This window comes from Acidaminobacterium chupaoyuni, from assembly GCF_047936785.1.
Taxonomy (GTDB): domain Bacteria; phylum Bacillota; class Clostridia; order Oscillospirales; family Butyricicoccaceae; genus Acidaminobacterium; species Acidaminobacterium chupaoyuni.
This window is the reverse complement of record NZ_CP176394.1, coordinates 460018-473843: the sequence shown is the minus strand read 5'-3', so window position 1 is coordinate 473843 and position 13826 is coordinate 460018. Positions and strand designations below refer to the sequence as shown.

Below are 13826 nucleotides of genomic sequence, written 5' to 3'. Positions count from 1 at the left end.
CTTCGTATGCGGCCCGATGGCGCGGCGCGTTTTCCCCTCTTCCCTGCGCCGCCGCGGGTCTGTTTTGGTTCGATCTGCGCGCCCTTGCGGCGCGCTTCCCCGCATCAGTAACGCTGTTTTTCACCACACCGCCCCTTGCGGGCAGCAAACAGGAGGATTTTTGATCTATGGAAACCACTTATCAACTGATCGTCATCGGCGCGGGCCCCGGCGGCTATGTGGCGGCCATCCGCGCGGCCCAGCTGGGGCTGAAAACCGCCGTGATCGAAAACCGCGAAGTGGGCGGCACCTGCCTCAACCGCGGCTGCATCCCCACCAAATCTCTGCTGCATGCGGCCGAGCTTTATCACGAAGCCTCGGCCAATTTCGAAACGCTGGGGCTCCACGCCGCAGAGCTTTCTTATGACGCCGCCAAAATGCAGGATCGCAAAAACGAGGTGGTGGCAAAGCTGCGCGGCGGTGTGGAACAGCTTTTCAAAAGCGACGGCGTGGCCCAGCTGGCTGGCACAGGCACCATTCTCGATGAACACACCGTTCTTTTCACCCCCGCCGAAGGCGAAGCCCTTCGCCTGACGGCCGAGCATGTGCTCATCGCCACGGGCAGCGTGCCTTCAAACCCGCCTGTGGAGGGCATGGATCTGCCGGGCGTCATCACCAGCGATGAACTGCTGGATCTCACCCGGATGCCCGAGCATCTGATCGTGGCGGGCGCGGGCGTCATCGGCATGGAATTCGCCTCGCTTTATAACGCTTTGGGCAAACAGGTCACCGTGATGGCTTCGCGCGACCGCATTCTGCCCAAGGTAGATAAAGAGGTGGCCCAGAACCTGACCATGATCCTCAAAAAGCGCGGCGTGCAGTTTTATACCAAAGCCCGCCTGAAAAAGATCACCCCCGGCGAAAACGGCGGGCTCGATTGCTGGTATCTGGAAGGCGAAACCTTCGAAAAAGTCAGCGGCGACTGCGTTTTGCTGGCGGCGGGCAGAAGCCCCAACACGGCGGGGCTGTTCGGCGAAGGGTTTTCTGTTGATCGCGATGAAAAAGGCGCGATTTTGGTGGATGGCTCTTTCCGCACCAATCACCCCAATATCTATGCCATCGGCGATGTGATCCCGGGGGTTCAGCTGGCCCATGTGGCCTCTGCTCAGGGCATCTGCGCCGTGGAAGCCATGCTGGGCAAAGAACCTTCCATCCGCCTGGATGTGATCCCCGACTGCATCTACACCAGCCCCGAGATCGCTTCGGTGGGCCTGACGGAAGAACAGGCCAAAGAACAGGGCCGCCCCGTCAAAGTGGGCAAGTTTTCGATGATGGGCAACGGAAAATCCATGCTCTCGCTGCAAGACCGCGGCTTCATCAAGGTGATCTATGATGAAGAAGAAAACCGCCTGCTGGGCGCTCAGCTGATGTGCGCCCGCGCCACCGATCTGGTCAACGAGCTTTCCACCGCCATCGTCAACCGCTTAAGCCCCGCCCAGCTGGCCGCGGTCATCCGCCCCCACCCCACCTTCGGCGAAGCCGTCACCGAAGCGGTGGAAGATTTAGAAGGCCTTGCCATCCATATCGCGAAAAAGCGCCGGTAGGGGCGAACCGTGCTGCCCCCATGCACCGCCGCCTTATCCGATGGGGCCGGAACGCCCCTCTGAAATCCGGCAGCATCACGCCGCCTGCGGCGCGTTTCTGCCGGCAGCCGCTGCATGCTGCCCCGCCGGTTCCCCTCATACCTTTTCGGGCGCCGTGACAGAAAGAACCCGAAAATTGATGGGGCCGGAAAAAGCGAACCCGACACGAAAAAGGGCGCCGCCGTTTTAGAAACGGCGACGCCCTTCAATCATTTTTTCAGAAAATGCGCCGGTAAGCGCGGGTTATTGTTTTCTTCCCGTGAGATAATTGAGAAGATAGACCGAACCCATAATAACCGCGATCACCAGAAAAATACCGATCATTCCGGTCACCATGGCCGGCAGAGTGATCATCCAAGAATCTGCATGCAGCATATCGATCGTCACCTCCCCTTAAACGCCCATCAGCGTCAGCAGCAGGCCGCCCGCGATCACCGAAGCGATCTGGCCCGAAACATTGACACTGATCGAATACATCAGCAAAAAGTTCTGCTTATCTTCTTTAAGACCCATCTGGTTGACCACGCGGCCGCTCATGGGGAAGGCGGAAATGCCCGCCGCGCCGATCATGGGGTTGAGCTTTTTGCCCGCGGGCAAAAACAGGTTGATGAGTTTGGCAAACAGCACGCCGCCCACGGTATCAAACACGAAGGCGATGAGGCCCATGCCCAGAATCAGCAGCGTATCCCACCGCACGAAGCGATCGGCCGTCATCTGGCTGGCCACGGTGAGCCCCAGAACGATGGTGATGAGGTTCGCCAGCACATTCTGCGCCGTTTCAGAAAGCGAATTCAGAACGCCGCATTCGCGCAGCAGGTTGCCGAACATCAAAAAGCCCACAAGCGCCACGCTGGCGGGGGCCACGATGCCCGCCACCACGGTCACCAGAATCGGGAACAGGATGCGCGTGGTTTTGGTGACATCCTTGCTGTGATAAGGCATACGGATGGCGCGTTCTTTTTTGGTGGTCACCATGCGGATGACCGGCGGCTGAACGATGGGCACCAGCGCCATATAGCTGTAGGCAGCCACCATAATGGCGCCCAGATAGCCCGATTTCAGCACATTGGCCACGAAGATGGCCGTGGGGCCGTCGGCCGCGCCGATGATGGCGATGGAAGCCGCGTCGTTGGGGGCAAAGAAAAACCCCGCCACAAAGAAAGTGAAAAAGATGCCGAACTGCGCCGCCGCGCCAAACAGCATCAGCCACGGCTTTTGCAGCAGCGGCCCGAAATCGATCATCGCGCCGATGCCGATGAACAGCAGCAGCGGGAAAAGTTCATTGGACATGCCCGCCTGAAACAGCGTTGTGATGGGCCCTTCCACCGCGCCCTGCGTAATGGCGCCCGAAAGCGGCAGATTCACCAGAATCGCGCCGAAGCCCATCGGCAAAAGCAGGCCCGGTTCCATTTTTTTGCCGATGGCCAGATAGATCAGAAGCGCGCCGATGGCCCACATCACGATCATTTTCCATTCCATGTTCCCCAGATTGGAAAACAAGTGCCCAAAAGTGCTAAAGAAATTCATACTACCCCACCTCACATTAAATTACGGCTTACACAAAAAAGCCCCTTACCGTGGCCGAAAACCACGATAAAGGTCTCAGTTAAAACGCGCGGCCCCGGGCATAACGCCGTGATGACGACACCGCGCAGCGCAGAGATCCCGCGCCACTTACTCCCCTTTATCCTGTTGCAGGATCGCGGGCCCTTTCCTCGAAAAAGCAGCCCATTAACATGCTGAATCATATCATAAACCGCCGTTTTCCGCAAGTAAAAATGCTCGATTTTACAAAGGCGGCGGATTCTTTTTTTGCGCCGCCCGGCCGTCAGCCGCCCGCGGGCATAAAAAACGCCGGCCGCCGGAAAAGAAGCCTTCTCCGGCGCCCGGTGTTCTATCGGCTGCCTGCGCTTTGCCCGCGGCAGCAGGCGGTTCAAAGGGTGATCCAGTAGCGCTGCTCCATAACGCCGTTCACTTCCACTTCGTTTTCCAAAACGCCGCCGTTTTTCAAAATGGTTTTGGCCGAAGCAATGTTTTCGCGGCTGCATACCATCAGCACTTGGTCCAGATGCAGCCGGCGGCATTCTTCCAGCGCCAGCGCCACCATTTGTGTGCCGATGCCCTTTTTTCTTTCAGAGGGTCGAACGCCATCGCCGATATGCCCCCCGTTGAGCAGCAGCGCTTCATTCAGCTCATGGCGGATATTCACCGCGCCGACGAACCGGTTCCGCGCGGTATCCAGACAAAAATAGGTGGAATCCGCCACCAGCCCGGGCGTGGGCTCTTTCAATTCAAGGCTGTTCACATAACGGTCAAATTGCCGGTAATCTTCTTTCGCGATGGCAGACGGCACAATGCGCTCACCCGCGGCGCACCATTCTTCCATCATTTCCACCGCCAGCGGGTAGTTTTCAAGGTTTAACTTCACCAGCTCCAGCATGACTTTTCCCCTTTTTGAATCCTTATTTTTCCTGTTTCGAGTATCTTACCATGCCGCGCCGCCAAAAGCAACCAAAATGCGCCGCCTTTAAGAAAAAACGCAAAATCCCCCGAAAAGCCCGATATTCCCGGCTCAATTCGATGCTCATGGAATATTTTTCTTGCAAATCCGTCTTAGAATCAAGGGCTTCTCCGCCCTTTTCGCCTATTTCGCCGCGATCATCCTTGCTTGATCCAAAATCTGCTGGCTTGTCAATTTCTCGTGCTTCGAAAGATATTCCAACATTTCCATTGCCTGATCTTCTTCGTTCATTAGGAGTAATACCACCATCGCTTCTCCCTTCCCGATTGGATAAAGTTTCAAATATCTGATCAAAAGTTTCTCTGCTTCCGTCAGCTCCACTTCCGTCTGATCCACTGTTGTACGCCTCCATTCCGCGTGTAAGTTTTTTGAATTTTCTTTCTGCATTTGCACCGCCAACCGCATAAAGCGGCGTTGGATCCGTTCCGTCTCCAACCCCATAAATGGCAAAAACCCGCATTCCCTTTTCACTGGAATATAGCCATTTGGTGTTTTTGTCAAGTATATTATTGGAAGCTGACAGTTGCCGATGCATTTCACGGTTCAATAAATCCCATTCGCCTTGTTTTAAATCCGGGTGCCAATACTTGTGATTGCGCGAATCCTTTTTCTTGCGTTCATCAGTTTGCAATAATTGATATTTTTCATTATATCCTGTTGCCGCATTGCTTTCAATCTCCGGCGCGGCTTTCAGCGCCTTGCGGTAAAGTTCTTCGGCCTTCATCACCCAGCGTTTTTCCGGCGTGCCGAAAACCTTTGTTTTCATCCCCTTCAAAAAATCCCAGATGCGGGTTGCAAGGCTTCAGTTTTCCCTCGCTAGCGTCATAATGCTTTTTTCATCGGTGAAAAGGTTGCTGCCGATATAATCCGCCACAACTTCGTGCATGGCTTCCGGGGCTGTCAGCTCCACGCCTTTTTCGGCGTAACTCAGCAGCTTTGCTCTGGCAAGTTCGCCAATGGTCGCGCCCTGCTCCCGTGCGAAGTTCAAAAGTTCCGGGCTTTTCAAGATCTGATTTTGCAGCTTTGCATATTCCTGCGTGCCTTCAATGCTGTGGGTCAGTTCATGCTTGAAAACGAATAAAACATGGTTTGCCATGTTTTTTGAAACAGTTATCATTCCACGCCGAATTGCCCTTCGCTTTCACGGTCTTCTGAAATCTTTTCTGCGTCCTTAGATGAATGCATTGAAAACGGGAAAGATGACCCTTGTGATATCTGCGTTGGCGAATAGAAGAAATCTAAATCATATCGGCGAAGTTACCAATATAATAAATTTGAAGAAAATTGCAAAGTGACAACAAAAAGCCCTCTGCCGATCGGTCAAATCAGCAATGGGCAGGCGCTTATTGTCTGGGAGACATTTTGAGCAAATAAATTATAAGACAGAGTTAGAAAATGTCATTAACAAGCAGGCAGCAAAAGGATATCGTCTGCACACTATCGCTACATCAAACGGGGGAAGCAAAGGGCTCGGGGGTGGTGACAGAATACAAGCAACATTAGTATTTGAGCATCTATGAAATAAAAAAATCTTCCTCAACGCTAATGATCTAAGCAGCAAGCATATTCCCGGTCGAATTCCGCGCTCATGGAATATTTTTCTGCGTTTCTCTTTGCTTCTGCTGCTTCCGCGCAATTTGCATGGAAGTTTTTCCCGTTTCCGATCTTGACTTTTCTCTTTCTTTATGGATATACTGTTTTTAACAGAAGCGTTGCCTACGGAATTAGCGACAGAAATGTCCTTTTTCTGTAACTTCGCTTCTGTTATTTTTCCCGTTTCCGGTCTTGACTTTTCTCTTCATTTATGGATATACTGTTATCAACAGAAGCGTCTCCTATAGGCTTTGCGGCAGAAATGCTCATCGCTTGTAATGGCGCTTCTGTTATTTTTTTATCCGAAATTTTTGCTCTGTCGTGTTTTTGTTTTCCTCCATAAACTGAATCACCATCATCGCTTTGTTCTCTTTGAACGCTTTATTTTGCCTTTTTGAGGATCTTGCCAAAACGCGTCATCTTTTGAAAAAACGCAAAAAGCCTATCGCGCTCAAAATCGCGGCTGTTTCGGCGTTATTTTGCCCAAGATAAAAATACAAAGCGGAAAATTCGCAGAAAATAAAACACAACGGCATGATTTCGACTGATAAAATTTATCAATCCAAATCATGCCGTTGTGGATACGCTGGCGGAGAAGGAGGGATTTGAACCCTCGCGACGTGTTACCGCCCTACTCCCTTAGCAGGGGAGCCTCTTCACCACTTGAGTACTTCTCCAGGTGACCTCGCTATGATAGCTTAATTAGTTTACCATAGCTTCGGCGCCTTGTCAATCTCTTTTCTTTCACAGAAATTCCCTTAAAAGGTGGTGGGAATCACATACAGCGCGATGCAGAGGAAATGGAGCACGCTGCCGCCCAGCACGAACAAATGCCAGATCGAATGCATATAGCGCTTGCGCAGGGCGTAAAATAAAATACCAAATGTATAAGATACGCCGCCCAATACCAAAAGGATAACGCCCGGCTTAGATAACCCCGTCATCAGGCCGTTTAAATCGGTCAGAATGGCCCAGCCCATCAAGATATAGCAGACCATGGAAAGCTTGCTGTATTTCTTCACATCGATGGCGTTAAGGATGATGCCGACAATGGCCATGGCCCACACCACGCCGAACATCAGCCAGCCTTTTTCACCATGCAGGGTGATCAGCGTGAAGGGCGTATAGGTGGCGGCGATAAGCACGAAGATCGAGCAATGATCCAAAATCTGAAGCACGCCTTTCACGGTGCGGTTGGTGGCGGCGTGATATAAGGTAGAAGCCAGATAAAGCTCTAAAAGCCCCAGGCAGTAAACGATGGAGCTGGCCACGGCCCAGCCGTTGCCATATAACACCGAAAACACGATCAGAACGCCAAAGCCCACGCAGGCCAGCGCCACGCCCAGCCCATGGGATACCGAATTGAAGATCTCTTCGCCCACGGTATAATGGGGCAGATAATCGTTTTCTTTTTTCTCTTGCGGATTGCTGTTCATGAGATTGCCTCCGATTTTTTTGATTTTCGCGCGCTTCCCTTTCGGCTATGGCTGCTGCGCCTCGTCATCGCGAACGGCCCACAGATAAGTGCGGTAATCATTGCCGCCGTAATCGCAGGTGATGAGGGTAAAAACCTGCTTTGTCTGCGCGGGCAGCTGGCGGAAAGCGCAGGGCGCGGTCATTTCATCTAAATATTGCTGAAACGCTTCTTCCGTTTCAAATTTCGTGCGTCGTTTCTGTGCATCCGCGGGCCCTTCATAACAGGCGATGGTGCGCAGATGGATCTCTTCTGTGGGGGTATAGATCACAAAACTGCGGTTGGCCTCAAAGAATTCCTGATCTTTGAATTTCGTCAGCTCCTGAAACATCAGCCCGTTTTTTCGATTATGCCCATAGATGATGATGTTTTTTCCTGTAAAATCACCGGTGCTTTCATAATCTAAATAAATCGCGCCGTTTTTGCTGTATTCGCCGCTGAAGGCCTTGGTGAGATAAGTTTCGTTATCGCCCGTTTGAACCATCGGCGCGTCGATGTTGGTGTTTGGAATCACCAGCCAGCCCACGGTTTCGCTGTTGATGCGGCGAAGCTCATCAAAATTGATGGGCGATCGATAAACGGCCGGCGTTTCTTCCTTGGGCGCGGAAGGCTCTTCCTCTTTTTTGGCTTGGGCGGCGCGGCTGAGCTCTTGGGCCCGCTGCTGCTCTTTTCTCACTTCATATTGATCTTTTATCACAAACCCGCCCGCCGCAACGGCAACGATCAGGCAAAGCCAAAAGGCGATCCTTCGAATTCGGTGCTTCATGATGCCCTCCCTTTTGTTCTATATCTGGTTCTATAAATTAGATAATCTGCTTTCTTTAATTCTTTGTAGATAGTATATCATGTTCCCCAAAAATATTCCACTGTTTTGTCCGGTTTTTTCTGAACATTTCACACAAAATTTAAAGTTGCGGGGCGCGGCTTTTCGCCATTTGTTTGGATGCCCTGATTTTGGAACATTGTGAAAACTTTCTCATTTTAGGCTTGCTTTCATCCGCCGTTTCTTATATAGTGAATTTATATGAATCAAGCATGGATCTGTTCTGTTATTTTGTTGAAATTTGAATAGGAGGATTTTTTATGATGCTGGAAAACAAAGTGGCCGTCATCACCGGCGGAACTCGCGGGATCGGCTTTGCCACCGCGGTGAAATTTTTAGAAAACGGCGCGAAGGTGGCGGTATTTGGCTCGCGCCCCGAAACCGTTGAAAAAGCGCTGGCCGAACTGAAAGAGCGCTTCCCTGCCCAGCGGCTGATGGGCCTTTCCCCCTCGCTCACCGACGCGGCGCAGGTGAAAGAAGCTCTGGCGCAGGTTTGCGCGCAGTTTGGCCGCCTGGATATTCTGGTCAACAACGCCGGCATCTCGGCCCGCGAAAGCCTTTATGATTATAAGCCCGAAGATTTCGAAAAGATCATGCAGCTGAATGTGAACGCGGTGTTCCTCTGTTCGCAGGCGGCGGCCGAGATCATGAAGCCCCAGGGCGGCGGCGTGATTTTGAACACCAGCTCGATGGTCAGCCTTTATGGCCAGCGGGCGGGCGTGGGTTATCCCGCTTCGAAATTTGCGGTGAACGGCATGACCAAATCACTGGCCCGCGAGCTTGGCCCCGATCAGATCCGCGTGAACGCGGTGGCGCCCGGCGTGACCAGAACCGATATGGTGGCCGCTTTGCCCGAAGAGATCGTGGCGCGGCTGGCCGCCACAATTCCCCTTGGCCGCGTGGGCGAACCCGAAGAAGTGGCCAACGCCTTCTTGTTTTTGGCCAGCGACATGGCCTCTTATATCACGGGCACCGTTCTTTCTGTGGATGGCGCCACCATGGTTTAAGCGCCGGTTTCAATTCCGGCTGCATCCTGTTAAAAAGGCGCCGCCGCGAAATTTGCGGCAGCGCCCTTTTGATGCGGCCCCCAATCGGGCCGTTTTCTATTCGTTTTTCGCGTTTCAGCGCTTAGGATGGGGCAACGAAAGATCAGATGCGCTCAACCGGAAGCTCAGGCGATTCACAGCCGTTGCAGATATCTTCTGAAGACACGGCGATGCAGGCAACATTCACTTCGCCTGTATCGGCCACAGCACCGATTTCAACCGGCACTTCTACGCAGATCTCCTGCGTGATCGTGAAAACGCAGGTGCGGTTTCTGGGGCCTTCGCAGGAATTTTTGCCCATGGTAACAACAGGAGTGCCGCAGCATTTGGTGATCGCTTCGCCCACATTGGCGAAAGGAATCACGGTTACGGGAACACATACAGAAGCCGTCTGATAACCGGTGGTGGAACAAGTGGGCGCTGTGGAGCGCGCAGCTTCCATTTTGTTTTGAGTCATCATGATAGAAATGATCCCCTTTTCTTTAGAATGATGAAGCACTTCCGCAACCCTCAGAGGTGCTTCCGGTTTATTCTATGCGCCCTGCCCCGCTTCTGTGCGCCTTTTTTCGCGTTGACACTCGCCGAAAAATTATGGTATAATAAACCGCAAGCGGTTATGATACAAATTTCACAGCCCGCCTGCGGCGATGGCCACTTTATACCACCGCAAGCGGTTATGATACAGATTTCACGGCATGAACCTGCTGCATGAAGACGCGCGGCCTTACAAAAAAATATGGAGAGATGTCCGAGCGGTTTAAGGAGCTGGTCTTGAAAACCAGTGACTCTGCAAAGAGCCGTGGGTTCGAATCCCACTCTCTCCGCCAAAAAAAGGCATATCCTTCCCTTTGGGGGCGGATATGTCTTTTTTCATATGCCGTTGAAAGCGTTTTGTCGCCTTTTTTCCGGCGGGCAAAGAAAAAAGCCCTCTTCCCATCAGGAACAGAGCTTTCCGGCGCAAAGCAAGGGGTGCTCTTCCCTGCTTTGCGCCATATTTTTGAACATTTTTAGCCGCGTTTCATATCTATACTATTTAAAACCGTGGTATCGGCTTGAATCAGCAATTCAATGTCATCTTTTTGGGCGATCTCCAGATCTTTCACGGCCAGTGAGCTGCCCACCGCCACTTTTGAAAGATCCACTTCAACAGTATCCACAATATCCTTGGGATAGGCGCAATAGGGGATCACATCCACCGATTGGCGGATGAACCCGGCGTTTTTATCGCGGTTTGTCAAAACGATATGCGCAACGCCTTTCACCTTTCTGTCTTCCTGCAACACCTGAAAATCCAGATGTTCGATTTCATCCTTCAAATTGTTCACCGCCGCTTCTTTCAGCATAACGGCATAAGTTTTTCCCTCCAGCTGCAAATCCAGCCGGCTGCCCACCTTTTGTTCGCGCAGCAGCTTTTTGGCTTCCATGGTCTCCATCTGGATGCTGCGGGATTCCGCAAGCGAAGCGCCGATCAGCGAACAAGGCGTGATGCCCCCTCTTCTCAGCTGGGCGGCCTTCGCCCGGGGACTTCGCATTTCTGCATGGATGCTCTTTTTCATTTTCTGTTCCTCCAAAAATTTATTTTCTATCGGGCATGGCCCGTGATAGACGGCATTGTAAAAAAAAGAAGGGCCTCTCATATCCGCGCAAATCTGCGCGATACTCAAAGCCCTTCTTTAAAAGACGGTTCTTTTCTTGATTCGTTTTTTTCAGTATATCAAAACTTCGGCAAAAAGGCAAACCCCTTTTGCGTTATCCGCGGGTGATGGATGTGGCGCTGACGGTGTTATCCACCGGTATGCCGCTGAATTTCACCTTCACGCTGTCGCCCTTGTTGAGGGTGACCAGCGCGGGGTCTTGCTGAACCGATTGCATGAAATAGTTTTCGTTGCCGATCAGCTTGATATAATACCAGGTATAGCCTTCCTGCACAGCGGTTCGGATATCTTCGATATTGCCGCTGACGGTGTCGCCTTCGGCGGGCGAATAATCGGAATCGGTCTGCATCAGCTTGTTATATTTCTTTTCGCATTCCGCCACGGTCTGGCCCGTCGCCACCTTCTGATATTTGCTCACATTGACCATGGCATACATTTTCACCAGCTGGGCCGAATCCTTCAGCGCCATGAAATAGGTGGGCTGGCCGCTGATATTGAGCAGGATGGGGAAAGTCGCCGTATACCGCAGATCGGCCACCGCGCCCTCGGCGCTATCCATGGCCGAATATTCCGTAGCGCCGCTGCTGGAATAGAACTTGGCGTCTTTCGTGCGCTGATTGACCAGAATAAAGCCGATGTTCGATTGATCGCTGTTCACCGAAGTGATGCCCGTATAAACATAAACATCGTCGTTCTGGGCGATATAGTTATAACCTTCGGTGGTCTGGGTCACGCCCTTCTGGCCGAAAAGTGAATTGAAGAAACCCCGCTGATAAGCGCCGAAATAATCATATTGATGGATGATGAGTTCGGCGGGCACGATGTGATCGGCCCATTCGGGCACCTGATCCAGCGGATAATATTGATGCTCGCCGGTGATGGCGTTCACGAAGATCGCGCCCTGCACATCTGTGCCGCCCAGCATGCCGATGCGCTTGATGAGCTTCGGCGTGATCCAATAGGGCACGCCGTCGTCATCGATCTCAAGCCCCGGCTTGCCCAGCAGCGCCGTGGGATAGCGAAAGCGCACATAGCGGCTGATATTGCGCCCGAAATATTCAGAGGTGGAATATTTCATCCCCTCTTTCAAACGCACCAGCTGGGTGTTCTGGTTGACCATATCGATCATCACATAACCCGGCAGGCCGCTTTTGCGGTTGGTGAGCCATTTGAAAAAGCCCGCATATTGCAGCTCGGTGATGCGCACAGGCTTGCTTTTATAATTGATCTGCACATAATCTTCAGAAACCTCAAACTGCGACACCATATCGGCCAGTTCGCCCATTTTTCGGTTGCCCAGCTTGATGGCGCTGTCTTTATCCAGCATGGGGATCTGGTCATAGGTGATCTGCTGGATCTCGGAAGCAAAATCGCCCGTTTCCACCGGCAGCAGGTTCTTATAGCGGGAAGCGTTGAAGATTTCCAGCGAAGCCACGCTGAACACCGCCAAAAGCACCAGCAGCACCGCCGCGATGCCCAGCGGGAAAAAGGTATAGATCTTTTTCGATCTTCCCTGCATCCCCTGTTCGGCCGCGAGGTTCGCCACCGCCGGCAGGCGCACGAAAAACCAGATGGCCAGCAGAACGCAGGCAAAGGTGTAAAATTCCACCGATTGCAGGTTCAGCGCGGGCAGCGTGATATAAAACCAGATATAGCCCAAAACCACGGTGATGAGCGCCGCAAACAGCTCACGGCGCAGGCGTTTTCCTTGTTTCATTTATAACTTCCTTTCTCTTTCGGCTTAAAATAGCGCATAAGGGCAGCCTTTTGCAGCCGCCCTTTGCTCAAACCGCCCATGCGGTTTTATTCAATGGTTTCCTGGCCGCGCAGATAGGGGCGCAGCACTTCGGGGATGGTGATGGTGCCATCGGCGTTCTGATAATTTTCCATGATGGCGGCCACTGTTCTGCCCGCCGGCAAAGAAGAGCCGTTGAGCGTGTGAACCAGCTCGGCCTTGGCGTCTTTTTCGCGCTTGAAGCGAATGCCGGCGCGGCGCGCCTGGTAATCGCTGTAGTTGGAGCAGGAGGAAATTTCCACATATCTGCCATAAGAAGGCATCCACACTTCGATATCATACTGCATGATCTGGTTTGCGCCCATGTCTTCCGTGCAGACCAGCACAACGCGGTAAGGCAGGCCCAGGCCCTGCAAAAGCCGTTCGGCATGGCGGGTCAGGCTTTCCAGCTCGGCCGGCGAATCTTCGGGCTTCACGAATTTCACAACTTCCACTTTATGGAATTGATGCACGCGGATGAGGCCGCGGGTGTCGCGCCCCGCCGAACCTGCTTCACTGCGGAAACAGGGGGTGAACGCCGTGTAATAAAGGGGCAGCTTCGCGCCATCGAGAATTTCGCCCGCGTGATAATTCGTCACAGGGATCTCGGCGGTGGAAATGAGGCAATAATCGGTGCCTTCCACATGGAACATATCTTCGGCGAATTTGGGCAGCTGGCCTGTGCCTGTGAGGGTTTGGGTGTTGGCCATATAAGGCGTCAGCAGTTCGGTGAAGCCATCGTCTTTGTTCTGATCAAGGCAATAGCTGATGACGGCGCGCTCTAAACGGGCGCCGTCGCCTTTCATAAAGGCAAAGCGCGTGCCGGCCACCTTGGTGGCGCGGGGCATATCGAGAATATCCAGCTTTTCGCCCAGATCCCAATGGGGCTGGATCTCAAAATCAAAGGCGCGGGGTTCGCCCCAGCGGCGCACTTCCACATTGTCGTCGCTGCTTTCGCCCACGGGCACCAGGTCGCAGGGCACATTGGGGATGCGCAGCAGCAGATCGCGCTGTTCATTTTCGATTTCGGCCAGCTGGGCGGCATATTCCTTCCCTTTTTCGGCCAGTTCTTTCATTTCCGCCAGCAGGTCGGAAACATCCTGCCCCTGTTTTTTCAGCATGGGCACCTGTTTGGAAACGCGGTTCTGTTCGGCCTTCATCTGCTCGCTTTCGGCGATCAGGGCGCGGCGGCGGTCATCCAGCTCCAGCGCGCGGTCGATATCCGCATCATAATTTTTGCCGCGGGCGGCAAGGCGTTCTTTGATGTGCTGTGTATCTTCGCGAATCATTCGAATATCCAGCATAAATTCTTCCCTCT

At 52.8% G+C, this 13826-nt stretch carries 13 protein-coding genes and 2 tRNA genes; 3 read left to right on the top strand and 12 right to left on the bottom strand.

Going from position 1 to position 13826, the window contains the following annotated elements; genetic code table 11:
- The first annotated feature begins 167 nt into the window (after window positions 1–167).
- The gene (gene lpdA / locus ACJA3I_RS02340) at window positions 168–1583 is read left to right on the top strand and encodes a dihydrolipoyl dehydrogenase (protein ID WP_458863160.1); all 1416 of its coding nucleotides are present in this window, start codon (window positions 168–170) and stop codon (window positions 1581–1583) included.
- 282 nt (window positions 1584–1865) lie between these two features.
- Here the strand turns inward: lpdA and ACJA3I_RS02335 are convergent, their stop codons facing one another.
- From ACJA3I_RS02335 to srtB, 8 genes are all read right to left on the bottom strand, one after another.
- Window positions 1866–1997 (bottom strand): oxaloacetate decarboxylase, encoded by a 132-nt coding sequence (locus ACJA3I_RS02335; RefSeq protein ID WP_458863159.1) that lies wholly within the window; start codon window positions 1995–1997, stop codon window positions 1866–1868.
- 18 nt (window positions 1998–2015) lie between these two features.
- Entirely contained in the window at window positions 2016–3149 is a 1134-nt protein-coding gene (locus ACJA3I_RS02330) for a sodium ion-translocating decarboxylase subunit beta (protein ID WP_458863158.1), read from the bottom strand.
- A gap of 406 nt (window positions 3150–3555) precedes the next feature.
- Entirely contained in the window at window positions 3556–4062 is a 507-nt protein-coding gene (locus ACJA3I_RS02325; protein ID WP_458863157.1) for a GNAT family N-acetyltransferase, read from the bottom strand.
- A gap of 22 nt (window positions 4063–4084) precedes the next feature.
- Window positions 4085–4909, bottom strand: a complete 825-nt coding sequence (locus tag ACJA3I_RS02320; RefSeq protein WP_458863156.1) for a hypothetical protein — start codon at window positions 4907–4909, stop codon at window positions 4085–4087.
- Window positions 4910–4945: 36 nt separating this feature from the next.
- On the bottom strand, window positions 4946–5260 hold the full coding sequence (locus tag ACJA3I_RS02315) for a hypothetical protein (protein WP_458863155.1): 315 nt from the start codon (window positions 5258–5260) through the stop codon (window positions 4946–4948).
- A 1063-nt stretch (window positions 5261–6323) separates the two neighbouring features.
- A tRNA-Ser gene (locus ACJA3I_RS02310) sits at window positions 6324–6413 on the bottom strand.
- 81 nt (window positions 6414–6494) lie between these two features.
- A complete protein-coding gene (gene trhA, locus ACJA3I_RS02305; RefSeq protein WP_458863154.1) occupies window positions 6495–7172 on the bottom strand; it encodes a PAQR family membrane homeostasis protein TrhA in 678 nt (225 codons plus the stop codon).
- Between the two features lie 45 nt (window positions 7173–7217).
- Window positions 7218–7976 carry a class B sortase gene (gene srtB, locus ACJA3I_RS02300; protein WP_458863153.1) on the bottom strand — a complete coding sequence of 253 codons (759 nt, stop codon included), beginning with the start codon at window positions 7974–7976 and terminating at the stop codon, window positions 7218–7220.
- Between the two features lie 317 nt (window positions 7977–8293).
- On the opposite strand from srtB, the gene ACJA3I_RS02295 reads away from it, so the two are divergent.
- Entirely contained in the window at window positions 8294–9040 is a 747-nt protein-coding gene (locus ACJA3I_RS02295) for an SDR family NAD(P)-dependent oxidoreductase (protein WP_458863152.1), read from the top strand.
- Window positions 9041–9182: 142 nt separating this feature from the next.
- Here the strand turns inward: ACJA3I_RS02295 and ACJA3I_RS02290 are convergent, their stop codons facing one another.
- Window positions 9183–9539 carry a hypothetical protein gene (locus ACJA3I_RS02290; RefSeq protein WP_458863151.1) on the bottom strand — a complete coding sequence of 119 codons (357 nt, stop codon included), beginning with the start codon at window positions 9537–9539 and terminating at the stop codon, window positions 9183–9185.
- A 278-nt stretch (window positions 9540–9817) separates the two neighbouring features.
- Between ACJA3I_RS02290 and ACJA3I_RS02285 the strand changes: the two genes are divergently transcribed.
- Window positions 9818–9906, top strand: a tRNA-Ser gene (locus ACJA3I_RS02285).
- A 180-nt stretch (window positions 9907–10086) separates the two neighbouring features.
- On the opposite strand, the gene ACJA3I_RS02280 is transcribed toward ACJA3I_RS02285, so the two are convergent.
- The 3 genes from ACJA3I_RS02280 to serS all read right to left on the bottom strand — a co-directional run bounded on the left by ACJA3I_RS02280 (window position 10087) and on the right by serS (window position 13812).
- Entirely contained in the window at window positions 10087–10635 is a 549-nt protein-coding gene (locus ACJA3I_RS02280; RefSeq protein WP_458863150.1) for a 50S ribosomal protein L25, read from the bottom strand.
- A gap of 193 nt (window positions 10636–10828) precedes the next feature.
- Complete coding sequence (locus ACJA3I_RS02275; RefSeq protein WP_458863149.1) at window positions 10829–12451, bottom strand: CvpA family protein; 1623 nt, start codon at window positions 12449–12451, stop codon at window positions 10829–10831.
- Between the two features lie 86 nt (window positions 12452–12537).
- Window positions 12538–13812, bottom strand: coding sequence for a serine--tRNA ligase (gene serS / locus ACJA3I_RS02270; RefSeq protein WP_458863148.1), 1275 nt, complete (start codon window positions 13810–13812; stop codon window positions 12538–12540).
- Window positions 13813–13826: the final 14 nt, after the last annotated feature.

Bases quoted from the DNA above. Each gene is read 5' to 3' on its own strand.
- lpdA (WP_458863160.1), top strand. From the start codon at position 168: ATGGAAACCACTTATCAACTGATCGTCATCGGCGCGGGCCCCGGCGGC.
- ACJA3I_RS02335 (WP_458863159.1), bottom strand. From the start codon at position 1,997: ATGCTGCATGCAGATTCTTGGATGATCACTCTGCCGGCCATGGTGACC.
- ACJA3I_RS02330 (WP_458863158.1), bottom strand. From the start codon at position 3,149: ATGAATTTCTTTAGCACTTTTGGGCACTTGTTTTCCAATCTGGGGAAC.
- ACJA3I_RS02325 (WP_458863157.1), bottom strand. From the start codon at position 4,062: ATGCTGGAGCTGGTGAAGTTAAACCTTGAAAACTACCCGCTGGCGGTG.
- ACJA3I_RS02320 (WP_458863156.1), bottom strand. From the start codon at position 4,909: ATGAAAACAAAGGTTTTCGGCACGCCGGAAAAACGCTGGGTGATGAAG.
- ACJA3I_RS02315 (WP_458863155.1), bottom strand. From the start codon at position 5,260: ATGATAACTGTTTCAAAAAACATGGCAAACCATGTTTTATTCGTTTTC.
- trhA (WP_458863154.1), bottom strand. From the start codon at position 7,172: ATGAACAGCAATCCGCAAGAGAAAAAAGAAAACGATTATCTGCCCCAT.
- srtB (WP_458863153.1), bottom strand. From the start codon at position 7,976: ATGAAGCACCGAATTCGAAGGATCGCCTTTTGGCTTTGCCTGATCGTT.
- ACJA3I_RS02295 (WP_458863152.1), top strand. From the start codon at position 8,294: ATGATGCTGGAAAACAAAGTGGCCGTCATCACCGGCGGAACTCGCGGG.
- ACJA3I_RS02290 (WP_458863151.1), bottom strand. From the start codon at position 9,539: ATGATGACTCAAAACAAAATGGAAGCTGCGCGCTCCACAGCGCCCACT.
- ACJA3I_RS02280 (WP_458863150.1), bottom strand. From the start codon at position 10,635: ATGAAAAAGAGCATCCATGCAGAAATGCGAAGTCCCCGGGCGAAGGCC.
- ACJA3I_RS02275 (WP_458863149.1), bottom strand. From the start codon at position 12,451: ATGAAACAAGGAAAACGCCTGCGCCGTGAGCTGTTTGCGGCGCTCATC.
- serS (WP_458863148.1), bottom strand. From the start codon at position 13,812: ATGCTGGATATTCGAATGATTCGCGAAGATACACAGCACATCAAAGAA.